The following is a 25245-nucleotide window of genomic DNA, read 5'->3' on the forward strand; positions in this document are numbered from 1 at the left end:
CAGTTGTAAGGGCGTCATCAGGTTGGTTGGATGTGAAATACCATCCTTGCTTGCCAGCACGCAGAATCGACACTCGACGTGCCCGCTTCGCCCGAGTCACCGTCTTTTAATTTTCGTTCAGTGAATTCCGATGCCCAAACTTCTTTCTCCCCGATTTTCGATGAATAGAAATTGGGGATTCAACCGTTCGAGACCTCCGCCGGGTCGATGAAGGACTTCAGGTTTTCGGGGATTATGTTTGGCTGCCCGCGCTATTTGATAATCAATTTGTGATTGCGAAAACAAAAAACCCCGCAAGTCATCGACTTTACGGGGTTCTTTGAAAAATTCTGGCGGAAAGGGTGGGATTCGAACCCACGGTACAGCATAACTGTACACCGGATTTCGAGTCCGGCGCATTCGACCACTCTGCCACCTTTCCGGCTTGAATAGCGTTGATATTGATCGAGAAATCGCACCACAAACTACGTTGATTCTCGATCATTCAACCGCTTCGCCAAACGGGTCGCTGTTTGGCGAAGCGAAGATTATAGAACAGTTGAGACCGGATTCCAAGCCATTTTTGCCCGACGAACCCCGTCGGACTCAAGCCGCCAGGTGCAGCCGTTCCATCCCGTCGACATACGGACGCAGCGCCGCCGGCACCGTCACCGAGCCATCGGCGTTCTGGAAATTTTCCAGCACGGCGACCAGCGTGCGCCCCACCGCGAGCCCCGAACCGTTCAGCGTATGCACGAGCTCCGGCTTGCCCTGCGCGTTGCGATAACGCGCCTGCATCCGGCGCGCCTGGAACGCCTCGGTATTCGAGCAGCTCGAAATCTCGCGATACGTTTCCTGCGCAGGCAGCCACACTTCGAGGTCGTAGGTCTTCGCCGCAGAGAAGCCCATGTCGCCCGTGCACAGCGTAATCACGCGATACGGCAATTCGAGTTTCTGCAGGATCGCTTCCGCGTGTCCGACCATCTGTTCGAGCGCGTCGTATGACGTTTCCGGCTCGACGATCTGCACCATCTCGACCTTGTCGAACTGGTGCTGGCGGATCAGCCCGCGCGTGTCGCGACCATAGGCGCCAGCCTCCGAACGGAAGCACGGCGAGTGCGCAGTCAGCCGGATGGGCAGTTCGTTCGCATCGACGATACTGTCGCGCACCGTGTTCGTCAGCGAGATTTCCGACGTGGAAATCAGATACTGCGTCACCGTATTCTCACCACCGCCCTTCTCGACGCGGAACATATCGTCGGCGAATTTCGGCAGTTGTCCGGTGCCGTACAGGATCTCCGGATTCACGATGTACGGCGTGTAGATTTCCGTGTACCCGTGCTGCCGCGTATGCGTATCGATCATGAATTGCGCGAGCCCGCGATGCAGCCGCGCAATCTGTCCGCGCAGCATCGTGAAGCGCGCGCCGGCCAGCTTCGCACCGGTTTCGAAGTCGAGCCCGAGCGGTGTGCCGACATCCACGTGATCCTTCACCGGAAAATCGAACTCGCGCGGCGTACCCCAGCGGCGCACTTCCACATTGCCGCTTTCGTCGTTGCCGAGCGGCACGCTCTCGTGCGCGAGGTTCGGCACACCGAGCAGCAGATCGGAGAGTTTCGTCTGGATTTCCTCAAGCTTCGCCGCCGACGCTTTCATCTCGTCGCCAATACCGCCCACTTCGGCCATCACCGCCGAGGTATCCTCGCCCCGCCCTTTCATCCCGCCGATCTGCTTCGACAGGGTGTTGCGGCGCGCCTGCAGGTCTTCGGTGCGGGTCTGGTTCGTGCGGCGTTCCGCTTCGAGCGCGGAAAACGCAGCGACGTCGAGGGTATAGCCGCGATCGGCGAGGCGCTTCGCGACGCCGTCGATGTCTTTGCGCAGCAGCTGGATGTCGAGCATGAGGAGGGACGCGTATTCGTTGTGTGAGGAGGGGATTTTAACGCACCGGCGCGCAGGCGCCGGCAGGTTCTCGATGGGACGCCTTCGCGGCGCTATCCGGCAGGCGTCAGCCTTTCTTCGGTTTGTTCTCGCTGCGCCATTGCGCATCGAGTTCGGCAAGCCGCGCCAGCTTCTCGCTGATCCGGCCTTCGAGCCCGCGCGGCGTCGGTTCGTACCAGTGCGGTTCGCGCATATCGTCGGGCAAATAGGTCTCGCCGGCGGCATACGCATCGGGTTCGTCGTGCGCATAACGGTACTCGTGGCCGTAGCCGAGTTCCTTCATCAGCTTCGTCGGCGCGTTGCGCAAATGCACCGGCACCGCCCGCGATTGATCCTTGCCGACGAAACGCCGCGCTTCGTTGTACGCCATGTAGCCCGCATTCGATTTCGGCGCGACCGCCAGATAGATCACTGCCTGCGCCAGCGCGAGTTCGCCTTCGGGTGTGCCGAGGCGCTCGTAGGTTTCGGCAGCATCCAGTGCGATGCGGCCCGCGCGCGGGTCGGCGAGACCAATGTCCTCCCACGCCATCCGCACGATGCGGCGCGCCAGATAACGCGGATCCGCGCCGCCATCGAGCATCCGGCAGAACCAGTACAGCGCGCCGTCCGGGCTACTGCCACGCACCGATTTGTGTAGTGCGCTGATCTGGTCGTAGAACGCATCGCCACCCTTGTCGAAGCGGCGCAGATTCTCCGCGAGCGCGCTGCCGAGCAGCGTACCGTCGATCTCTTTCGTCTTCTGCTGGGCCGCCGCGCGCGCGACGATCTCGAGGTTGTTGAGCAGCTTGCGACCGTCGCCATCGGCGGAACCGATCAGTGCGTCGCGTGCTTCGTCGGTGAATGTGAGGCCGCCGAGTTCCCGCTGTGCGCGCTCAAGCAGCTCGCGTTGTTCGTCGGCATCGAGGCTTTTGAGCACATACACCGCGGCTCGCGAGAGCAGCGCGCTGTTCACCTCGAACGATGGGTTCTCGGTCGTCGCACCGACAAACACGAACAGCCCGGACTCGACATGCGGCAAGAAGGCGTCCTGCTGGCTCTTGTTGAAGCGATGGACTTCATCGACGAACACGAGCGTCTGGCGACCGTGCGCGCGATGGACCTGCGCGGTCTCGACCGCTTCGCGGATATCCTTCACGCCCGAAAGCACCGCCGACAACGAGATGAACTCCGCATGAAACGCGTCGGCCATCAACCGCGCGAGCGTGGTCTTGCCGACGCCGGGCGGACCCCAGAGGATCATCGAATGCGCTTCGCCGGACTCGAATGCGACCCGCAGCGGCTTGTTCGGGCCGAGCAGATGCTTCTGGCCGATCACTTCGTCGATCGAGCGGGGCCGCAGGCGTTCGGCGAGCGGAACATTGGCGCGGGGTTCTTCGAACATGGCGTTTTGGGGATAATCTCGGCTTTCCGGACAAACGTCGCCCGGACCCGCCGCCCGGTTGCGGGCGACATCGAATGCAGCGGACCGGGCGGATGTCGGTGAAGGTTAGCGAACCTCAGTGGACAGGCGGCCGGTGGGTACAGTCGTGCATTATGACAGCCGCAGCGCGAGCCGGAGCGATGGCAGATCGATCGCAGCGGGCAGCGAGCCGGGCGCAGTGTGTGCCCGGTGCCGGGTGCCGGGTGCCGGGTGCCGGGTGCCGGACCGCGCACCGAGCAGCACGGCAGCACGGCAGCACGGCAGCACGGCAGCACGGCAGGCCAGACTATAGACCGGCCCACTGCACGCCGGCAGTCTCCCAAGCAATGCCGGCACAAGCCCGACACAAGACACAACAGGACCAACACACGATGACAGAAGACCAGCATGCCGGCGCCGCCGGTCCCACCTACGCGCCGCTCACCCCCGTGCCCGACGCACGACGCGCATTCCGCACTGGCGACGCCTTCGCGCTATGGTTCTCACTCGGCATCGGGCTGCTGGTCGCGCAGGCCGGCGCACTGCTGGTACCCGGCCTGGCGTTGCCACTTGCGCTAGCGGCGATCGGTCTCGGCAGTGTGATTGGTGTGGTACTGCTCGCCCTGGCCGGCGTGATCGGCACCGACACGGGGCTCGCGGCGATGTCGTCGCTGCGTCCGACGCTCGGCGTACGCGGTGCCTCGGTGCCGGCCGTGCTGAACGCCGTGCAACTGGTCGGCTGGGGCTCGTTCGAAGTCATCGTGATGCGCGATTCCGCCGATGCGCTCGCGAAGCAGGCGTTCAACCTGTCGATGCCGCTCGTCTGGACCGTACTCTTCGGTCTACTGGCGACACTGCTCGCGATCAGCGGTCCGCTGTCGTTCGTCCGGCGTTTTCTGCGCACCTGGGGCATCTGGCTGCTGCTCGCGGGCGCTGCCTGGCTCACGTGGAGCCTGCTGGCGCGGCACGATCTTGCCGCGCTGATGCGCCGCCCCGGCACCGGCGAGATGCCGTTCGGCGGCGCCGTCGATCTGGTCGTCGCGATGCCGCTCTCATGGCTGCCGCTGATCGCCGATTACACCCGCTTCGGCAAACGACCCAGCGAAACCTTCCGCGGCACGCTGTTCGGCTACGGCATTGCCAACCTGTGGTTCTATGCGCTCGGCGCCGTGTACGGCCTCGCAGCGGGCGGCGGCGATGCGCTGCTGACCACCGCACTCGCACAGGCCGGCGGCGGTCTCGCGCTGCTGCTGGTGCTGATCGACGAAATCGATAATGCGTTTGCCGACATTCATTCGGCGGCGGTATCGACCGGGACGTTCTGGACGCGTGCGGGTGTGCCGCTGTTATCGGCGGGGTTCGGCGCGCTGTGCACGCTGATCGCGTTGCTGGTGCCGATGGCGAAGTATCAGAATTTCCTGCTGCTGATCGGCTCGGTGTTCGCGCCGCTCTTCGGCGTCGTGCTCGCCGATCACTTCATCGTGCGCAGGCGCCGCATCGAAGCCGCCGCGCTCGCTGACCTGCGCGGGCGTTACGGATTCTCGGGCGGCTGGCACATGAGCGCGTTCGCCGCGTGGGTGATCGGCATCGCCGCCTATCACGCGATCAACCAGTGGCTACCGAATCTCGGCGCGACGCTGCCCGCGCTCGCGATCGGCGCACTCGGTTATCTGGCGTTCGTATCGTTCCGCAGGCGGGCTTACGCGGCATAGCGTGCGAGATGCCGGGCAGCCGATGCCCGGCGCAAGATCTGCTAAAAACGCGTTCAGCCGTTGATCACATCAGCGCCCTTCGGCACCGTGAACTTGAACTGATCGGCGGGCAACGCCGGGTTCTTCTCCATGTTCGTGAACGTGAGCAACGTCACGTTGCCGAACACGTCGTGCAGCTCCATCGCTTCGAGGTTGCCGTTCCGGAAGCCGATACCGACGCGCTGGAACTGCGTGTCCTTCGCCTTCGGCGTCAGTTCGAGCCAGTCGATCCCATCCTTCACGCCCGCGTCCTGCAGCGTGAAATTCTTGTCCAGATCGTTGCTGCCGAACAGGATCGCCGCCGGGCTCGCACCGAGTGCGCCACCGAGCTTGCGGATCGTGACCTGATTCAGGTCCTTGTCGTACACATAGAGCTTGTCGCCGTCGGCCTCCAGCAACTGTTGATACGGTTTCTCGTACGACCAGATGAACTTGCCCGGTCGCGCGAACGAGAACGTGCCGCTCGACGTGCCGCCCGTGCGCGTGGTAGGCAGTGCGCCGCTTGCACCCGCCGCGTTGTTCGGTGCCTTGATTTCACGCTGCACGAACGAGCCGCGCGCCGAATGCACCTGCGCGACAAACGCCTGCAACTGCTCGGTGCCGCTTGCGAATACCGGCGATGCTGCCAGCAACGATGCGCCGATCGCAACGCAACCGGCGGCGCGCGCCAACGTGCGGATCAGGTGACCCAGGCGGCTTACAGGGCCCAAGCGGACGAGTGCGTGGCGGGCATCCTGCCCGGCGTAGTGCTGCATGGTGTTTCTCCGTGAATGGAATCGGATGGCCGCGCGGGGTGGCCAGTTTTCGAGGCGGACGGGGCGGGTTGCCGCAGGGCTCGCCAGGCGATATTGAGCGCGCTGCGAGACATGCTACGGCTACGCAACCGCGCTAAACCGCACTAGTCGGCATCCCGGGTCGGCACAAGAATCTCGCGGTTGCCGTTCGACGACATCGCCGACACGAGCCCCGACTGCTCCATCTGTTCGAGCAGCCGGGCGGCGCGGTTGTAGCCGATCCGCAGATGCCGCTGCACGAGCGAAATCGACGCGCGACGATTCTTGATGACGATCTCGACCGCCTGATCGTACAGCGGGTCGGACTCGCCGCCCGCAGCGCCAGTTCCCGCAGCGCCCGCGGAACCCTCGTCGCCTTCACCCAGCGTGCCGCCTTCGAGAATGCCCTCGATGTAGTTCGGCTCGCCCTGCTCCTTGAGCTTGTCGACGACGCGATGTACTTCCTCGTCGGACACGAATGCGCCATGCACGCGGACCGGCAAACCGCTACCCGGCGGCAAGTACAGCATGTCGCCCATACCAAGCAGCGATTCCGCGCCCTGCTGGTCCAGAATCGTGCGCGAATCGATCTTCGACGACACCTGGAACGCCATCCGCGTCGGCACGTTCGCCTTGATGAGCCCGGTGATCACATCGACCGACGGACGCTGCGTCGCGAGGATCAGGTGAATGCCCGCCGCGCGCGCCTTCTGCGCGATCCGCGCGATCAGCTCTTCGACCTTCTTGCCAACCACCATCATCAGGTCGGCGAGTTCGTCGATCACGACGACGATGTTCGGCAGCCGGTTGAGCGGTTCGGGATCGTCCGGCGTGAGGCTGAACGGATTCGGCAGCTTCTCTTCGCGCTTCGCCGCTTCGTCGATCTTGTTGTTGTAGCCCGCGAGATTGCGCACGCCGAGCTTGCTCATCAGCTTGTAGCGGCGCTCCATCTCGGCGACCGTCCAGTTCAGCGCGTGGCCGGCCTGGCTCATGTCGGTGACGACCGGACACAGCAGATGCGGAATGCCTTCGTAGACGCTCATTTCGAGCATCTTCGGATCGATCAGGATCATCCGCACCTGCTCGGCGCTCGCCTTGTAGAGCAGCGAGAGGATCATCGCGTTGATCCCCACCGACTTGCCCGAGCCGGTCGTGCCGGCCACCAGCAAGTGAGGCATTTTCGCGAGATCGGCGCAGACCGCCTTGCCACCGATGTCCTTGCCGAGACCCATGGTCAGCGGCGACGACGCATCCGCATAGACGGCGGAACCGAGAATCTCCGACAGCCGCACGGTTTGCCGGCGCTGGTTCGGCAGTTCGAGCGCCATGTAGTTCTTGCCCGGAATCGTCTCGACGACACGGATCGATACCAGCGACAGCGAACGCGCGAGGTCCTTCGCAAGATTGACGATCTGGCTGCCCTTCACGCCGGTGGCCGGTTCGATCTCGTAGCGCGTCACGACCGGCCCAGGATAAGCAGCAATCACGCTCGCATCGACGCCGAAATCCTTCAGCTTCTTTTCGATCAGACGCGAAGTGAATTCGAGCGTATCGGCGGAGATGGTTTCCTGTACTTCGGGTGCGGGATCGAGCAGCGAGACCGGTGGCAAGGTCGAATCGCCAGGCAGGTCGGTGAAGAGCGGCACCTGCCGCTCCTTCTCGACGCGTTCGGATTTTTCAGGCTTCACGACCGGCGCGATGATCGTGACCGGCTCGTGTTCCTCGATCCGCACGCGGCCCTGTTCGACTTTCCCTTCGCGTTTGACGGCCGCTGCTTCACCGAGCTTGCGATCGCGGCCGGCCTCGCGGCGCAGCTTCGCGAACGTCACCGCAGAGATGATCGAATCGCCGACCCGCTCCGCCACCGACAGCCACGAGAAGCGGAAGTACAGCGACAGCGCAGCGGCCAGCACGACCAGCAGCGCGAGCGTACCGCCGGTGAAGCCGAGCGCGTGCGACACGCCGCGCGCCACCGCTTCGCCGACCACGCCGCCAGGGGCGCGCGGCAACTGCACTTTGAGCGACCACATGCGCAGCGCCTCGATGCCGTCGCACGCGAGCAGCACCACGACGAACGCGAGCGCTTCGGCCAGCCAGCTGATATCGCGCGGACCGTCGTCGGAAACCGCTTCGTGATGTGTGATGCGCCGGTAGTTTGCGGAGATGCGCCGTGCGAGCAGCACGATCCACCAGTAGGCGGACAGCCCGAACAGCAGCAGCAGGATGTCGGAGGTCCACGCGCCGACGCGGCCCGCCCAGTTGGCGATGCGATCGACCTGCGCCGCGTGCGTCCAGCTCGGATCGTGGCGGCTGTAGCTGACGAGTGCCATCAGCAGGAATACGCCGAGCGCCACCTGCAGGATCCAGCGGATTTCGGTGAAGAGACGCGACATGCGGTGCGGCAATGCCTGCGCGTTCGCGGAATAAGTAGCTTTTGCCATTGATCCTGTTGCGTGGGCGGTCCGGTGCGTGTTGCGGGCTGGGCCAGCCGCCAGTCGATTGATCCGGTCTATTGTAAACGTTGTATTGCGTACAAGGCTGTAAATGACGGTAACCGGGTCTGGAGGGGGAAATCGGGGTTTCATGGGCCCGCCGACTCCCGGCTACCCGCACCCAGCCTTGTTCAGGGAGCCTTGCAGACACCACCGGCAAGGCTCATGCGTCTTGCTATCGCCGCCATCGCAAAGCTTCATGGAGCGGCCGATTGCCCCGCCCTTTATAATGCCGGACTGATACCCATCTACAGTTTCGACACACGTTCCCGGCTTCGCATCATCCTGCACCACCCGGCCGGACGCTATTTACGGATTTCGATCATGCCCGCACCCACCAAACACGCCAAGGTTCTGATTCTCGGTTCCGGCCCCGCCGGCTATACCGCTGCCGTCTATGCGGCGCGCGCCAACCTGGCGCCGGTACTCGTCACGGGGCTCGCACAGGGCGGCCAGCTGATGACCACGACCGACGTCGAAAACTGGCCCGCCGACGCGAACGGCGTACAGGGACCGGAACTGATGCAGCGCTTTCTGGAACATGCCGAGCGCTTCAACACCGAGATCGTCTTCGATCACATCCACACCGCGAAGCTCGGCGAAAAGCCGATCCGCCTGATCGGCGATGCTGGCGAATACACCTGCGACTCGCTGATCATCGCGACTGGCGCATCGGCGCAGTATCTTGGCCTGCCCTCCGAAGAAGCGTTCATGGGCAAGGGCGTGTCCGCCTGCGCGACCTGCGACGGCTTCTTCTACAAGAAGCAGGACGTTGCGGTGATCGGCGGTGGCAATACGGCGGTCGAGGAGGCACTCTATCTCGCGGGCATCGCGAAGAAAGTGACGGTGATCCATCGCCGCGACAAATTCCGCGCCGAGCCGATCCTGATCGACCGCCTGCTCGCGAAGGAAAAGGAAGGCGTCGTTGAGATCAAGTGGAACCACGTGCTCGACGAAGTGAAGGGTGACCAGTCCGGCGTAACCGGTCTGCGCATCAAGCACGCGCAAACCGGCGCCACCACCGACCTCGGCCTGCAAGGCATCTTCGTCGCGATCGGCCACAAGCCGAACACCGATCTGTTCGAAGGCCAGCTGGAAATGAAGAACGGCTACATCATCACGAACGGCGGCCTCACGGGCAATGCGACAGGCACGAGCATCCCGGGCGTGTTCGCTGCCGGCGACGTGCAGGACCATGTGTACCGCCAGGCCATCACGAGCGCCGGCACGGGCTGTATGGCCGCACTCGACGCGCAGCGCTATCTGGAGAGCATCCACGAAACCGCCGGCGAACACGTGTTGAGCGCGGAAGCAGAACGGTAAAATAGCGTCCGGGCGCTACCCGACGCACACCGAGCAGGGGCCGCGGCCGACAAGCCAGCGGCCCTTGTTGTTTGTAGTGTCTTGTGGGTAGCGTCGTTAGCGACACGTGGCCCCGATTGCTCCGATTCACCTTGCAGCGCGATCTGTCTGACCGTCATGCCGAAGAACCTGCCTCACCCTAGCGAACCGAAACGCGCGAAGCCCGCGCCGGCACAACCCGCGCCACCCGCCGCCGCACCCACAAAAGCGGCCGCCGAACCCGCGCCGGGACTTGCCGGCCTCGGTGCATTGCGCGATTCGCTGAAGGGTGCAGCCGAGCGCCGCGAACGGGAACGCATCGTCGCCCAGCAAGCACACCGCGAAGCCACCGCCGATGCCGACCTGTTCCGTCGTGAGATTGGCGCAGTCGCGCCGCTTACGGTTCCGCCGCGTGCATCGGTGCCGCGTCAGCCACCTGCCCCGCTGCCGGTGCAGACCCAGCTCGACGAAGAAGCGGTGCTACAGGAGGCGTTATCCGACGAGTTCGATCCCGAGGTGCTGCTCGAAACCGACGACACGTTGTACTACTGTCGTCCGGGAATTAGTCAGGATGTGGTGCGCAAATTACGCCGCGGCGAGTGGATCGTGCAGGCGCAACTGGACCTGCATGGCATGCGTCGGGATGAAGCGCGCGACGCGCTGGCTGGTTTCGTGCGCGACTCGGTTAAGCGTGGTCTGCGGTGTCTGCGGGTGATACACGGCAAGGGGCTTGGGTCGGTGGGCAAGGAGCCCGTGCTGAAGGGCAAGGTTCGCGCGTGGCTCGTGCAGAAGGAAGAGGTCATCGCGTTTTGCCAGGCGCGGCCGAATGATGGGGGCGCTGGCGCGGTACTGGTGTTGTTGCAGCCTGGGCGGCTGGCGGTCTGACTTGGGTTTCTTGCATGTGCGGGCGGCTTTGTTTTTTGCGCCTGGCGGCTGGTTCTTGTTTGCCTAGGGCGGCGGCTCTTCGTTAGCGCCTCGCGGCGCAGGCGTTGCCCCTGTGCGGGGCGGCACCTTCTTTCTTTGCCGCGGCAAAGAAAGAAGGCAAAGAAAGCCGCTCGAGACGATAGCGGGTCATTTCCGTGTGCAGCCTTTGTGGCCCGCGCCTAAGTGTCGTTCTCGCACTGAAACGGTAGTGGTCCGAAACGAGACCATCCCTCGCATCTCAACCGATAGTGACAAGGCCGTCATTCATCCCACTCGCACTACGTGCTCGCGGTTGGGTGACCACAGCGGAAACCCGACGAGGACAGCGGGACGTCAAGTTGAATGCGAAAGCTGAAGGACAGTTCAAGACGCAAGCCCGAACGAGAAGTCGGCGACGAAGTTGAAGCGGCAAGTAGAAGGGAGAGCAAGCCTGAAGTCGAAGCCGCAAGGATGCGCTAAACGAAGCCGAAGCGGGTTATGCCCGTCGGCGGCGAAGCCCGCCGGAACGGATGAGCGCCTTGTCACTACCGTTGGCGGGGCGAGGTGTGATCTCGTCTCGGACCACTACCGTTTCAGTGCGAGGGCGACACTTAGGTGCGGGCCACGAGGGCTACACGCGGAAACGACTCGGTAACGTCTCGGGCGGCTTTCTTTGCCTTCTTTCTTTGCCGCGGCAAAGAAAGAAGGTGCCGCCCCGCACAGGGGCAACGCCTGCGCCACGAGGCGCTAAATCGAAGCCGCCTGCCCAGGCAAACAAAAACTAGCGGCGCTAAATCAAAGCACCCCGACACAAGACAGAAAACCCCAAACCCTATGCAATCCGCTCCTCATTCGAAGGATCAAACAGCACCGCCTTCGACACATCAAACAACAAATTCATATTCGTCAGCGGCTGCGGATTCGACGCCGGATGTACCCGACTCACCACCCGCTTGCCATTCACCTGCGCGAACACCAGCGTATCCGGCCCGGTCGGCTCGATCACATCGATCTTCACTTCCATCGACTGCAACTGCGCATCTCCAACGTTATGCGCGCTCCGTGCATCGGTGATGCGCTCCGGCCTCAGCCCAAGAATCACTTCGCGCCCAACATGGCTCTTCACCTTGCCGTCGAACGGCAGATTCAACACACTGCGCCGCGCACCGGTATCGAGTTCCATACCGAACCCCGCACCCTGCTCCACCACCTTGCCCTGAATGAAGTTCATCGGCGGTGCGCCGATAAAACCCGCGACAAAGAGATTGGACGGCGAATCGTAGATGTCCTGCGGCGCGCCGAACTGCTGCACAACGCCGTCCTTCATCACCGCAATACGGTCGCCAAGCGTCATCGCTTCGATCTGATCGTGCGTCACATACACGATCGTCGTACCAAGACGTTGATGCAGCAGCTTGATTTCCGAACGCATTTCAATGCGCAGCTTCGCATCGAGGTTCGACAGCGGTTCGTCGAACAGGAACATCACCGGATCGCGTGCAAGCGCACGGCCCATTGCGACACGCTGACGCTGGCCGCCCGATAGCTGACCGGGCTTGCGATCGAGCAGATGCTGGATCTGCAGCATGTTCGACACACGCTCCACAATCTGGCTTTGCTCGGCCTTCGGCACCTTGCGGATGTTCAGGCCAAACGAGATGTTCTCGCGCACTGTCATCGACGGATACAGCGCATACGACTGGAACACCATTGCGATGTCGCGATCCTTCGGCGACAGGTCGTTCACGACCTTACCGTCGATCAGGATCTCGCCCTTCGTCACGGTCTCGAGACCGGCGATCATGTTCAGCAGCGTCGACTTCCCGCAGCCGGAGCCGCCGACCAGAATCAGGAACTGCCCGTCTTCGATGTCGATATCGACACCCTTCAGAACCGGCACGCCGTTCGGGTAAGTCTTGTATACGTCACGGATGGAAAGGCTTGCCATGCTGTGATTCCTCTAGTCTCTGTACTGCTTCGAACCCGCCGCGCGAAGCGCCGCCGGCCGGATGCTGTTCAAGCCGCGAGGCGCACTGCGCCGCCGCGGCGTCCGTTGGATTAGCCCTTCACCGCGCCCGCCGTCAGGCCGCGCACGAAGTAGCGGCCGGCGATCACGTAGACGAGTAGCGTGGGCAGCGCGGCGATGATCGCGCCAGCCATGTCGACGTTGTATTCCTTCACCCCGGTCGACGTATTGACGAGGTTGTTCAGCGCAACCGTGATCGGCATCGAATCGACACCGGAAAACACGATCCCGAACAGGAAGTCATTCCAGATCTGCGTGAACTGCCAGATCAGGCAGACCATGAAGATCGGCAGCGATACTGGCAGCAGGATCTTCGTGAAGATCACGAAGAACCCCGCCCCGTCGATACGCGCCGCCTTCACGAGTTCAGCCGGAATACTCACGTAGAAGTTGCGGAAGAACATCGTCGTGAAAGCAATCCCGTACACCACGTGCACTAGCACGAGTCCGCCCACCGTATTCGACAGGCCGAAGAAACCTTCGACGCGCGCCATCGGCAGCAAGATTGCCTGGAACGGGATGAAGCAGCCCACCAGCAGCATCGTGAAGAGCGCATCGGCGCCGCGGAACCGCCAGTGCGTGAGCACATAGCCGTTGAACGCGCCGATGATCGACGAGATCAGCACGGCCGGGATCACCATCCGCACCGAGTTCATGAAGAACGGTTCCATGCCGTCGCACCGCACACCCGTACACGCCTGGCTCCATGCCTTGATCCACGGTGCGAAGGTCGGGCTGGACGGCGGCGTCAACAGGTTGCCGTGACGCAACTGATCCAGATCCTTGAACGACGTGGACAGCATCACGTACAGCGGAAACAGGAAATACAACGCAAACAGAATCAAGGCCGCATAAATGACGGCACGGCTAATCGTCATCTTAGGCTGCATTGCGCGTGCTCCTCGATTCCATATACATGAGCGGCACGAGTACGGCCACGACGGTTGCGAGCATCATCATCGACGATGCTGCGCCGACGCCAAGCTGCCCTCGGTTAAACGAAAACGTGTACATAAACATGGCCGGCAGCGACGACGAGGTACCCGGGCCGCCCGCGGTCAACGCGACGACGAGGTCGAAGGTCTTGATCGTGATGTGACAGAGAATGAGCAGTACCGAGAAGAACACCGGGCGCATGCTCGGAATCACGATGCGGCGATAGATGGTGGGCAACCGCGCACCATCCACCTGTGCCGCCTTGAAGATTTCAGCGTCGACGCCGCGCAGGCCCGCAAGGAACAGCGCCATCACGAAGCCGGTGGACTGCCAGACAGCGGCGATCACGATACAGAAGATCGCGCGATCGGGATTGTCGAGCCAGTCGAAGGTAAAGCTCGTCCAGCCCCAGTCGTGAAACACCTTCTGCATACCGAGGTTGGGATTCAGGATCCATTGCCACGCGGTGCCGGTCACGATGAACGACAGCGCCATCGGATACAGAAAGATCGCGCGCAACGCACCTTCGTTACGGATCTGCTGATCGAGCAGGATGGCGAGAAACAGGCCGAGCGCGACGCAGATTGCAATGAACGGAATGCCGAACCAGCCGAGGTTCGCGGCAGCGGTCCACCAGACGTCGTTCTCGAACAGTTCGCGATAGCGGTCGAGGCCGACGAAGTTGTAGCGCGGCATCAACCGCGAATCGGACAACGATAGAAAACCGGTAACGAGGATAAAGCCGTAAACAAAGATGAGGCTGATCACGATGCTGGGGGAAAGCACCAGCTTCGGAATCCAGCGGTCGGCAAACGCCGATAGCGGCGAAGTGCGGCGGGTCACGGCGGCCGTGTTCTTCCCGTTTCCGCTAAGAGAAGCAGTCACTACTCGACTCCTGAAACTATGCGGCCCGCGACTGCAGGTATGCAACGCAACGCTGGACTGGCATGGGGTGTGGCTTCGGGTAAGGCGTCATACATGGCGCGTGCCCGGTTACGCGTGAACGACGCAACCGGGCACGTAGCCATCCTGCTTACTTCGTCTTTGCAGCCTTGGCGAGCGCATCGACTGCGCTCTTCGAGTCTTGCGTCGAGTTCATGAACTTCGTGACGACGTCGGTGATGGCGCCGGCGGTTGCATCTGCCTGAGCCATACCGTGTGCCAGCGACGGAACATAACCGCCCGCCTTGATCGCCGTCTGTTCATCCGCGTACGACTGCTTGCCGCATGCATCGAACTTGTCCATCGGCACACCGAGGCGCACCGGGATCGAACCCTTGTACAGGCTGAACTGCTCCTGGAATTCCGGGCTCATGATCGTCTTCGCAAGCGCGAGCTGACCGGCGGTCGCCGCCGTCTGACCCTTCTGCTGGAAGAACACGAACGAGTCGACGTTGAACGTGTATTGCTTCGACGTGCCCGGCACCGGTGCGCAGATGTAGTCCGTACCCGACTGCTTGCCCGCGTTCGCGAACTCGCCCTTCGCCCAGTCGCCCATGAACTGCATGCCGGCCTTGCCGTTGATGACCATCGCCGTCGCCAGGTTCCAGTCGCGGCCGGTGCGGCCGTTATCCATGTACGACTGGATCTTGCGAACCGTGTCGAACACGTTGACCATCTGCGCGGACGTCAGGGTCTTCTGGTCGAGGTCGACAATCGCCTTCTTGTAGAAGTCGGCGCCTTGCGACAGCACGACGTCTTCCCACAGCGTCAGGTCTTGCCACGGTTGACCACCGGCAGCCACCGGCTGGATGCCGGCAGCCTTCAGCTTGTCGGCGAGTGCGAAGAATTCCGGCCAGGTGGTCGGCGGTTTTGCACCGACCTTGTCGAGCGCGGCCTTGTTGATCCACACCCAGTTCACGCGGTGCACCGAGAACGGTGCGGCAACATAGTGACCGCCCGCGTGCATGATCTTGTCGATCTGCGGCGGCAGGTTCTTCTTCCAGTCACCCGCGACCGAGTCGATCGGTACCAGTACACCCTGATCGGCCCATTCCTGGATCAGCGGACCCTTGATCTGCGCCGCCGTCGGTGCGTTGCCCGAGATTACCTGGGTCTTCAGTGCCGTCATGGCCGCCGCCCCTGCGCCGCCCGCAACCGCGAAGTCCTTCCACGTGTAACCCTGCTTCTGCATGTCGTCTTTCAGCACGCCGACAGCCTTCGATTCGCCGCCCGACGTCCACCAGTGCAGTACTTCGACCGACTCGGCTGCCTGCACGGCCGACACGCCACACATCAGACCCGCGGCGCACAGTGCGCCCATGATCGCGCGAAATTTCATTGCTTATCTCCTCCAGACACCTGAACAAAAAACGAATGGCCCCTGATATAGCCAGGGTGCAGTGAGTGGTTCAAACAGGCAAAACGATTGAGCGGTCGAGCCTCGGGCAGACGCATGCGCAGCATGTGCCGGCAAGCCGTTGTCCGGCCGCAGGACGCTCAAGAGATGAGTGATTCGGGATGCAATTGACTGTCTCCTCTTTTGATTTTTGCCTGCCCCGCCTCGCACCCGTTAACCCGGTGTGCCGGAGGCGAGTTGCAGACTCGAGGCGCACCGCACATTTGCCGGTTCACCGGACTGCAGAACGGCAGCGGGACTGCCCGCCAGCCCATGCAGAAACCGGATGTTCCGTTAACATGCGGGGCACAACCACCGATTCGGGAAAACGTGTATCTCGCAGCTCCCGGATACGCTTTTTTCATCGAATTAGCGCTACCTCTTGATTTGGATTGTAGTTAAACTACAATTCAGTGTCAAAAAAAATTTTATCGGACTACGGCCGCCCGGACGTTCACTTCGCGCTCACCTGGCGCGCACCTCGGCGGCACCTGGACATCGACGGAGACTCATGCAAACCGATTCAAGCTTCACCTTCGTGCTCTTCGGCGGAACCGGCGATCTGTCGATGCGCAAGATCCTGCCCGCACTGTATGAAGCGCACCGTGCAGGCATGCTGGCGGACAGCGGCAAGATCGTCGGTGTCGCGCGGCATGAGGAGGATCGTGCCGGGTACATCGAATGGGTGAATGGGCACGTCAAACCGTATGTGTCGAAGGATGGTCTCGACGAAGCCGTATGGGAACGTTTTCTGGCGCGCATCGAGTACGTGAAGCTCGATCTCAGCAAGGCCGAAGACTTCGTGCTGCTGCGCGACGCAGTGAACAAGCTGTCCGGCACGCGCGTGTTCTACCTCGCTACCGGGCCGTCGCTGTTCGTGCCGATCTGTCATGCGCTGGCATCGGTGGGACTCAACGAAAACGCGCGCATCGTGCTGGAAAAGCCGCTCGGCTACGACCTGCAGTCATCGAATGCGATCAACGACGCGGTCGGCGAGATTTTCGCGGAAGAGCAGATATACCGGATCGACCACTATCTCGGCAAGGAGCCGGTGCAGAACCTGCTCGCGCTGCGCTTCGGCAATGCGCTGTTCGAGCCGCTGTGGCGCCGCGAATGGGTCGAAAGTATTCAGATCACGATCGCCGAAGAACTCGGTGTCGAGGCGCGCGGCGATTTCTATGACAATACCGGCGCGCTGCGCGACATGGTGCAGAACCACCTGTTGCAACTGCTCTCGATCGTCGCGATGGAACCGCCGCATTCAATGGATTCGGACTCGGTACGCGATGAAAAACTGCGTGTGCTGCGCGCGCTCAAGCCGATCGATCCGCGCGATATCCAGCGCGTCGCGGTGCGCGGTCAATATCACGCGGGCGTGATTCGTGGCACAGCGGTGCCCGCGTACGCGACCGAACCTGGCGTGAAAAAGGACAGCACGACCGAGACCTTCGTCGCGCTGAAAGTCGAGATCGAGAACTGGCGCTGGGCAGGTGTGCCGTTTTTCCTGCGCACCGGCAAACGGCTGGCCGATCGCGTCGCGGAGATCGTCGTGAATTTCCGTCCGGTGCCGCATTCGGCGCTGGGACCGACCGCGCTGCGCCCCGGTGCGAACCGTCTTGTCATCCGCCTGCAGCCGAACGAAACGATCCGTCTGTATTGCCTCGCCAAGCAACCTGGCGAAGGCATGAACCTCGCCAGCGTCCATCTCGATCTCGCGTTCGACCAGTTCTTCCGCGAAAACCAGATGGAGGCTTATCAGCGGCTGCTTCTCGATGTGATCAACGGCCGGCTCGCGCTGTTCGTGCGGCGCGACGAGCAGGAAGCCGCATGGCGCTGGGTCGAGCCAATCCTGAACGACTGGGCGGCGGCAAACAAGGCACCGAAACCGTACGCGGCGGGCACGTGGGGACCGGCGGCTGCAAGCGCGATGCTTGCGCAGCACGGCACCTGCTGGCTCGAGGAAGAAAATTGAAGGTAGAAAACTGAACGGGGCGACGTCCGCGCGCAGTTCTACACGCGGACCGTTGACGCACTATCCACGGGGCCGCTCTGCGGCCCGCCCTGCAAACTAACAAGAAAGCTGTACGGAGGAGAAGTGATCGAGCTTCACGCTTTCGACGACCCGCGCGCCCAATCCGACGCGCTGGCGAAGGCAGTAGGCGACGCGCTACATGCGTCGCTTGCCGCAACGACAAACGCGTCCGCAACCGGCGCGCGCCTGGCCACGCTCGCAGTATCGGGCGGCACCAGCCCACGTCCGTTCCTGCAAAATCTCTCCACCCAGCCGTTCGACTGGGCGCGCATTCTCGTCACGCTGGTCGACGATCGGTGGGTGCCGGAAACGGACAGCGCGAGCAATGCGCGTCTCGTGCACGAGACGCTGCTGCAGAACGCCACGCGCGACGCCACCTTCTGGCCGCTCGTCGACACGACCCAGGCGCTCGATGCGCACATCGCCGCGCTGAACGCCGACCCCGCGCGCCGCGTGCCCGATGTCGCCGTGCTCGGTATGGGTGAAGACGGCCATACCGCGTCGATCTTCGCCGATTCGCCGGAATGGGACTTCGCGATTTCCACACCCGAGCACTTCGTCGCCGTGCATCCGGGCGCCGCGCCCCACGCACGCGTGAGCTGGTCGATGAGCGCGCTGAAACAGGTCGGTCACCTGTTCCTGCTGATCGCCGGACAGAGCAAGCTCGACGTACTCAATGCCGCTGCCGCTGCGCCACAAAAAAATGCCATCTCGACGCTGGCGAACGACAAGGGAGTGAGACTCGATGTCTACTGGTGTGCAAACTAAGGCTGTGCCCGGTACGGGCCAGCACGCCGACGGACCGAGGCTCCTCGCCGACATCGGCGGCACCAATGCGCGCTTTGCGCTCGAAGTGAAACAGGGCGAGATTACCCAGGTGCGCGTCTATCCGTGCGCGGAGTATTCCGGTGTCGCCGAGGTCATCCAGAAGTATCTGAAGGACACAAAGATCGGTCGCGTGAATCACGCGGCGATTGCAATTGCGAATCCGGTCGATGGCGATCAGGTCAGCATGACCAATCACGACTGGACCTTTTCGATCGAAGCAACGCGCCGCGCGCTCGGCTTCGATACGCTGCTTGTCGTCAACGATTTCACCGCGCTCGCGATGGCGCTGCCGGGCCTCACCGACACGCAGCGCGTGCAGGTAGGCGGCGGCGCGCGCCGTCAGAACAGCGTGATCGGTTTGCTCGGGCCGGGCACCGGCCTTGGCGTCTCGGGCCTGATTCCCGCCGATGATCGCTGGATCGCGCTCGGCAGCGAAGGCGGTCACGCGAGCTTCTCGCCGCAAGATGAACGCGAAGACCTGGTGCTGCAGTACGCGCGCAAGAAGTGGTCGCATGTGTCGTTCGAACGCGTCGTCGCCGGCCCTGGCATCGAGGTGATCTATCGCGCGCTCGCGGCTCGCGACAAGAAACGCGTCGCGCCTTCGTGCGATACGTCGGAGATCGTCAAGCGTGCACTTGAGGGCGATGAACTTGCCGCTGAAACGATCGACTGCTTCTGCGGCATCCTCGGTAATTTCGCTGGCAACGTCGCGATGACGCTGGGCGCGCTCGGCGGTATCTATATCGGCGGTGGTGTTGTACCGCGGCTTGGCGATGTGTTCGCGCACTCGTCGTTTCGCGAGCGCTTCGAGGCGAAGGGTCGCTTCGAGGGATATCTGCAGAACGTGCCGACCTATGTGATTACGGCGGAATACCCGGCTTTTCTGGGCGTTTCCGCGATCCTCGCGGAGCAACTGTCGAATCGCGCGGGCGGTGGATCGTCGGCGGTGTTCGAGCGGATCAGGCAGATGCGCGATGCACTGACGCCGGCCGAACGACGCGTCGCCGATCTCGCGCTCAATCATCCGCGCTCGATCATTAACGACCCGATCGTCGATATCGCGCGCAAGGCCGACGTCAGCCAGCCGACGGTGATCCGCTTTTGCCGGTCGCTTGGCTGTCAGGGGCTGTCCGACTTCAAGCTGAAGCTGGCCACCGGTCTTACCGGCACGATTCCGGTCAGCCACAGCCAGGTGCATCTCGGCGATACCGCCACCGATTTCGGCGCGAAGGTGCTCGATAACACGGTGTCCGCGATCCTGCAGTTGCGTGAGCATCTAAATTTCGAACACGTCGAGCGCGCGATCGATCTGCTTACCGGTGCGCGGCGTATCGAGTTCTACGGGCTCGGCAATTCGAACATCGTCGCGCAGGACGCGCACTACAAGTTCTTCCGCTTCGGCATTCCGACCATCGCGTACGGCGACCTGTACATGCAGGCTGCGTCAGCGGCGTTACTCGGCAAGGGTGATGTGATTGTTGCGGTGTCGAAATCGGGGCGCGCGCCCGAACTGTTGCGTGTGCTTGAAGTAGCGATGCAGGCTGGTGCGCAGGTGATCGCGATCACGTCGAGCAACACGCCGCTCGCGAAGCGCGCGACGGTGGCGCTCGAAACCGATCACATCGAAATGCGCGAGTCGCAGTTGTCGATGATTTCGCGGATCCTGCATCTCGTGATGATCGACATCCTCGCGGTGGGCGTGGCGATCCGTCATGCCGCACCGGACGCCGATGTCCGCGAAGCGCTCGCGAAAGTGCGCGACGGTGCCGACGATGAGGCAACAGCTGTGCTCGACTGGCTCAGCCATGGCGCGGCGTCGACGGCGCGTGATTAGGGTGTACGTGTGATGGAGTGGGCTCGGGCTGCCACGCACGGTGCGTGAGGCCCGGCCCAAGTACTTCTTGAGCACAGCACGTTCGCACCCTTCCCTGCGCGGCGCTACCGCACTAACGCCCTACCGCACCGGCCGATCGTGCCAGCGCAAGATCAACAGACGTCCCACATAACACAGCACACCGGCCGCGCCGATCGTGATGCCCATGCCGAGCGGCGACGTGTCGTGCCATAGCCCGACCACAATGCTCGCAAGCGCACCGAGCGCGAGCTGCACCGCGCCAAACACCGCAGCCGCAGCGCCTGCGTTGTGCGGATAGCGGTGCATCAGGTCGGTCGTGCAGTTGGCCGACAGCACACCCACCACGCCGACCACGAAGAACAACCCGACCACGATCGACCACAGCCCACCCCAACCGGTGATGCACACCAGCGCGACGAACAGCGATGCGATGCAGCTGATCGTCGCCGCGCTCGAGATGATGCGCAGCTGCCCCACGCGCCCGACGAAACGCGTATTCAGGAAGTTACCGACGATGATGCCGAACACGTTCAGCCCGAAGAAGAACCCATAGTGCTGCGGCGATACGTGGAAATAGTCGATGTAGACGAACGGCGTCGCCGAGATGTACGTGAACATCGATGCGAACGCCATCCCGCCGCATAGCAAGTGCCCCCACACCAGCGGATCTCGCAGCAGCCGGCCGTAAGCGGCGAACGATTGCAGCACCGCCGAATTCGCGCGCTTCTCGCGCGGCCAGGTTTCCGGCACGCGCAGATACGCGGTCACGGCACAGCACGCGCCGAACAGCGTGAGCGCCATGAACACCACACGCCAGCTGCCGAGCAACAGCAACTGGCCGCCAATCAACGGCGCCAGCAGCGGCCCCACTGCGGTGACGATCGCGACCATCGACAGCACGCGCGCCGCATCGGTCGGCTCGTGCGCATCGCGCGCGATGGCGCGCGAGAGCACCGACGCCGCGCCCGCCCCGAGCGCCTGCAGAAACCGTACGAACACGAGTGAGCCGATCGAGAACGAGAACACGCACGCGATGCTCGACAGCGTAAACAGCACAATGCCGCCGAGCAGGATCGGGCGCCGTCCATAGGCATCGGAGAGCGGGCCGTACAACAGCATGCCCACCGAGAACCCGGCCATGAAACTGGTCAGCGTGGATTGTGCGACGGCAGACGTGACGCCGAACGCGAGCGCGATCGATGGCAGGCTCGGCAGATACATGTCCGTCGAGAGCGGACCGCAGGCGGCAAGCGCACCGAGCAACAGAATCAGCCGACCATCGGGCCGGCGTCTGACAACGTGAGACATGAGAATCCAGGGGGTAAGCGGTTCGCCCGTGCCAACGCCGGACTTGATGGAAGAACGCAGAGATTGGGCGGATTGTACCCGAGGCGCCGGATGAGGCAGGCAGTGAGAACCGTGAGGGTCGACGTGTGCCGCTTCCTGCCGTGCATCGGGCAGGAAGCGGTGTACGTCCAGTGTATTAAAGCGTCGTTACCGCTTCGGTCAAGCCATTAGAAACGGTACGTCGCACCGATCTGGAAGAAGCGGCCAAGGTCGGTGTACAGCGACTGGTCGTAGCCGGTGATGTCCGGCGTGGCCTGCCACTCGACGTCGAACGGCGGTTTCTTGTCGAACAGGTTCGTGATGCCGCCGTAGATCGTCCAGTGCTTGATACCGCGATACGTCGCCATCAGGTTGAACTGGCTGTACGACGCGACGGAACCCGTTCCGCCATCGCCGAACTCCGCCGCCACCGCATTCGTGTACGGACCGGTGTATTGCCAGGTCAATGCGGTCGTCAGGTTGTGGAAATCCCAGGCCAGCGTCGTATTGCCCTTCCACCGCGGATTACTCGCACCGAACGGTTGCAACAGCGCGAGGTTATTGCCAGCGAAGTCCTGTATCGGCGAACCCGGGCTGCGCAGCTTGTAGTGCCACACGTAAGCCCAGTCACCCGTCAGCGTGAACATACCGTACGGCGTGCGGAGTGCCCTGCGGAAGTTCATGTCGAAGCCGTCGGTATCGAGCGAACCAAGATTCACGAACGGCTGCACGATGTAGCGGATCGTACCGTCGGGATTGCGGACCACCGTCGTCGGGTTGTTCGCTTGAAGCACTGCGTTTGGATCTGCCGTGCCGATCACTCCGTCAATATGGACCTTGTAGAACGCCGCGCCGATATCGGTCAACGCGTCCGGCGACAACTGGAACCCGATGTTGTAGTTCTTCGTGTGCTCAGGTTGCAGATTCGGATTGCCGGTGGTCTGTTCTGTCGTGAAGTGCTTCGTCGGCACGCCGCTCGGATCGTTCGGATCGACCAGATTCTGGTGACCCAGATAGACCGCCTGCGAGTTCTCAACCCCTGTCGGCGCGCGGAAACCGCGACTGTACGATGCGAAGGTCGTCAGCATACGCACCGGCTGGAAGCGCAGCGCGAAGCTCGGCGAGAAGGCACCGCCAAAGTCGCTGTAGTGGTCGTAGCGGGCAGCTTGCGTGAAGGTCAGGTTCTTGATGATCGGAATATCGATCTGGTAGAACAAGGCCGCCACATTGCGTGAGCTGGCGACGGTCTGCACGTTTGCCGGTGCGGTAATGCCCTGCGACGCGTACGTTTGCGGGTTGATCGTCGAAGACTCATGACGGAATTCCGTGCCCAACCCCAAACCGACGTTGCCGGCCGGCAGGCTGAACAGGTTCGCCGTCGAAGTCTTGGCAGTCACGCTATCGATCTTCGAAATTGCCTGCTGGTTGTCGTCGGTGAATACGCCGTTCAAACCGTTAGGCGTCGAGGACGGATTCGCGAAATTGTACGTGCCGTTCAGCAGCATGTTCTCGACGCCCGCGACGTTGATGCGGTTCGAGTAGCTTGTGTCGACCGTGCTCTGCGAATGACCGTAGTCGGCAGACCAATCCCAGTTGCCGAACTTGCCGGTGTCGTACGAGCCCTTGATGCCCGTCGACGCCATCCAGAACGTCGACACGGTATCCGCCACGCCGATCTGGTTCGGGAACGTCAGATTGATCGGCGTCGGCACGCCGAACGGGTTGAACGGATTCGACGCTGACACCGTCCGCGAGAGCGGTGCGACAGAACCGGTCGCCGGGTTAAACACGTTCGAATTGGCAGTGATCGCAGCGGGTCCCTGCAACTGCACGCTTTCGTCACGGCTCACCCAGAAGCCCGCGTACGCTTCGGTGTTCTCGTCAATCTTGAAGGTGCCGCGGACCTTCGCGTTCAGGCGCGTCAGGGCCGGTGTCAGCGAGGTGCCGGCAGCGACGTTGTACACGCAGTTCTTGGTACCTGGGGTGCTGCCCGGTGGGCAGGGGCTTAGCGCTACGTTACCGCCGGGCGTGGTCCAGTACGACTGCTGGCCCGGACCAAACGGTGCTTTATTGCCACCGGAGTACTGCGTGTAATCCTGCCCTGACGTCATATCGCGATCGGCCAGCGTCGACCCACTGTCGCGGTAATAGCTTGCCGCGGCCGTGACGTTGAAGCGATCCGAGTTCAGATCCCCGAAGCCGCCGAGCACGCTGAAGCTGCCCTGGCCATTGCCGGGGTGCTGCGCCTTGCCCAGTTGGGTATCGAGCTGCAGGCCCTGAAAATTCTTCTTGGTGATGATGTTGACGACACCCGCGATAGCATCGGAGCCGTAGATCGACACCGCGCCCGTTTTGACGATGTCGATGTGGTCGACGATGCTCAGCGGAATCGTGTTGACGTCAAAGAAGGTGTCGGTGAAGTTCACCGCCTGCGCGTAGTTGGCGACGCGTTGTCCGTCGACCAGCACCAGTGTGTATTTTTCGCTCAGACCACGCAGTGCGATGCCGGCTCCGCCCGGCGCTGCGCTGTTCATCGTCGACTGCGACCAGCTGGCGCCAGAGTTGGCGGCGGTACCGCGCAGGAAGTCAGCCACTGTGGTGTAGCCGCTTTGCTGGATGTCCTTCTGCGTGACAGTCTGGATCTCGGTCGTGCCGACCTTGTCCGACGTTCGAATCAGCGAGCCCGTGACCTCGAATGTCTTGAGCTGCTTGACACCCGGCGCCACGGCAGCGCCGGTCCCCGTTGCGGGTGCCGTGGCACCCTCCTGCGTACCGGCCTGCGCGACCGTAACAGGCGCTTGAACCGCGACCCCTGCTGGTGACGGCTGGCTCTGGGCAAACGCCGAAGTCCCGACCATCGCCGTCAGGGCCACCTCGGCCCAAAGTATTCTTCGTATGGCCGATCCTGCTTCTATTGGTTTCATAATCCCCTCTCGCCATTCACACCAAGTTGTTATGCAAAGAGACCTGGCGAGCCTCTTCGCTTGCGGCACCCCGCCGCATGGATTCCAACGCCCTGTGTTTTCAGATACTCAACCGACGATGAATAGAGTTCTAGATTTCTGATAAGCGCCTCCAGCACGTAAGCTTTCAGCAACATTGCCTGTAACTTAGTCATCCTCAATTCAATGAATTGAAATGACACACGCGACAGAAGGCAGCGGCCTGCTAAAGCAAGCTCGACCTTCCTGGCCCACCGGGCATGAATTCTTTCAAGTCACATGGATCCCGCTTCGAGACCGTTGATGCGCATTCCGAGCAGACTCCCGCACCAGATACGGCGCTGCTCTACCAGGCCCATTAATGCTTCACAGCAGAACGCACAAAA

16 protein-coding genes and 1 tRNA gene are annotated in these 25245 nt (G+C 62.4%); 6 read left to right on the top strand and 11 right to left on the bottom strand.

Annotated features, from left to right (window positions below):
• Positions 1-330 precede the first annotated feature (330 nt).
• The 3 genes from BWP39_RS05475 to BWP39_RS05485 form a co-directional block, all read right to left on the bottom strand.
• Positions 331-421: transfer RNA gene (locus tag BWP39_RS05475), tRNA-Ser, on the bottom strand.
• 164 nt (positions 422-585) lie between these two features.
• Positions 586-1878 (bottom strand): serine--tRNA ligase, encoded by a 1293-nt coding sequence (serS, locus tag BWP39_RS05480; protein WP_096717612.1) that lies wholly within the window; start codon positions 1876-1878, stop codon positions 586-588.
• A gap of 106 nt (positions 1879-1984) precedes the next feature.
• On the bottom strand, positions 1985-3298 hold the full coding sequence (locus BWP39_RS05485; RefSeq protein ID WP_096717614.1) for a replication-associated recombination protein A: 1314 nt from the start codon (positions 3296-3298) through the stop codon (positions 1985-1987).
• Between the two features lie 410 nt (positions 3299-3708).
• Here BWP39_RS05485 and cytX point away from each other — a divergent pair, with 410 nt between their 5' ends.
• On the top strand, positions 3709-5028 hold the full coding sequence (gene cytX, locus BWP39_RS05490; RefSeq protein WP_096717616.1) for a putative hydroxymethylpyrimidine transporter CytX: 1320 nt from the start codon (positions 3709-3711) through the stop codon (positions 5026-5028).
• 53 nt (positions 5029-5081) lie between these two features.
• On the opposite strand, the gene lolA is transcribed toward cytX, so the two are convergent.
• Positions 5082-5822, bottom strand: coding sequence for an outer membrane lipoprotein chaperone LolA (gene lolA / locus BWP39_RS05495; protein WP_096717618.1), 741 nt, complete (start codon positions 5820-5822; stop codon positions 5082-5084).
• A gap of 143 nt (positions 5823-5965) precedes the next feature.
• Entirely contained in the window at positions 5966-8281 is a 2316-nt protein-coding gene (locus BWP39_RS05500; protein ID WP_170043834.1) for a DNA translocase FtsK, read from the bottom strand.
• Positions 8282-8656: 375 nt separating this feature from the next.
• Here BWP39_RS05500 and trxB point away from each other — a divergent pair, with 375 nt between their 5' ends.
• Both trxB and BWP39_RS05510 read left to right on the top strand, forming a co-directional pair.
• Positions 8657-9655, top strand: a complete 999-nt coding sequence (gene trxB / locus BWP39_RS05505) for a thioredoxin-disulfide reductase (protein ID WP_096717622.1) — start codon at positions 8657-8659, stop codon at positions 9653-9655.
• 156 nt (positions 9656-9811) lie between these two features.
• The gene (locus tag BWP39_RS05510; protein WP_096717624.1) at positions 9812-10558 is read left to right on the top strand and encodes a Smr/MutS family protein; all 747 of its coding nucleotides are present in this window, start codon (positions 9812-9814) and stop codon (positions 10556-10558) included.
• An 850-nt stretch (positions 10559-11408) separates the two neighbouring features.
• Here BWP39_RS05510 and BWP39_RS05515 read toward each other — a convergent pair.
• The 4 genes from BWP39_RS05515 to BWP39_RS05530 form a co-directional block, all read right to left on the bottom strand.
• Entirely contained in the window at positions 11409-12524 is a 1116-nt protein-coding gene (locus BWP39_RS05515) for an ABC transporter ATP-binding protein (protein ID WP_096717626.1), read from the bottom strand.
• Positions 12525-12634: 110 nt separating this feature from the next.
• The gene (locus BWP39_RS05520; protein WP_091011386.1) at positions 12635-13492 is read right to left on the bottom strand and encodes a carbohydrate ABC transporter permease; all 858 of its coding nucleotides are present in this window, start codon (positions 13490-13492) and stop codon (positions 12635-12637) included.
• Entirely contained in the window at positions 13482-14423 is a 942-nt protein-coding gene (locus BWP39_RS05525; protein WP_096717628.1) for a carbohydrate ABC transporter permease, read from the bottom strand. Before BWP39_RS05525 ends, BWP39_RS05520 begins: the two co-directional genes overlap by 11 nt.
• A 148-nt stretch (positions 14424-14571) precedes the next feature.
• Positions 14572-15819 (bottom strand): ABC transporter substrate-binding protein, encoded by a 1248-nt coding sequence (locus BWP39_RS05530; protein ID WP_096717630.1) that lies wholly within the window; start codon positions 15817-15819, stop codon positions 14572-14574.
• Positions 15820-16387: 568 nt separating this feature from the next.
• On the opposite strand from BWP39_RS05530, the gene zwf reads away from it, so the two are divergent.
• From zwf to BWP39_RS05545, 3 genes are all read left to right on the top strand, one after another.
• Positions 16388-17848, top strand: coding sequence for a glucose-6-phosphate dehydrogenase (gene zwf, locus BWP39_RS05535; protein WP_096717632.1), 1461 nt, complete (start codon positions 16388-16390; stop codon positions 17846-17848).
• A gap of 123 nt (positions 17849-17971) precedes the next feature.
• The gene (gene pgl / locus BWP39_RS05540) at positions 17972-18676 is read left to right on the top strand and encodes a 6-phosphogluconolactonase (RefSeq protein WP_096717634.1); all 705 of its coding nucleotides are present in this window, start codon (positions 17972-17974) and stop codon (positions 18674-18676) included.
• Positions 18654-20570: a bifunctional transcriptional regulator/glucokinase gene (locus tag BWP39_RS05545; protein ID WP_096717636.1), complete on the top strand. Its 1917-nt coding sequence runs from the start codon at positions 18654-18656 to the stop codon at positions 20568-20570. The genes pgl and BWP39_RS05545 overlap by 23 nt, the downstream gene beginning before the upstream one ends.
• 120 nt (positions 20571-20690) lie before the next feature.
• Here BWP39_RS05545 and BWP39_RS05550 read toward each other — a convergent pair whose 3' ends face one another.
• Complete coding sequence (locus BWP39_RS05550) at positions 20691-21899, bottom strand: Bcr/CflA family multidrug efflux MFS transporter (RefSeq protein ID WP_096717638.1); 1209 nt, start codon at positions 21897-21899, stop codon at positions 20691-20693.
• Positions 21900-22105: 206 nt separating this feature from the next.
• Entirely contained in the window at positions 22106-24841 is a 2736-nt protein-coding gene (locus tag BWP39_RS05555) for a TonB-dependent receptor (protein WP_096717640.1), read from the bottom strand.
• Positions 24842-25245 lie beyond the last annotated feature (404 nt).

Origin of the sequence: Paraburkholderia acidicola (assembly GCF_002362315.1) — a bacterium.
GTDB lineage: Bacteria > Pseudomonadota > Gammaproteobacteria > Burkholderiales > Burkholderiaceae > Paraburkholderia > Paraburkholderia acidicola.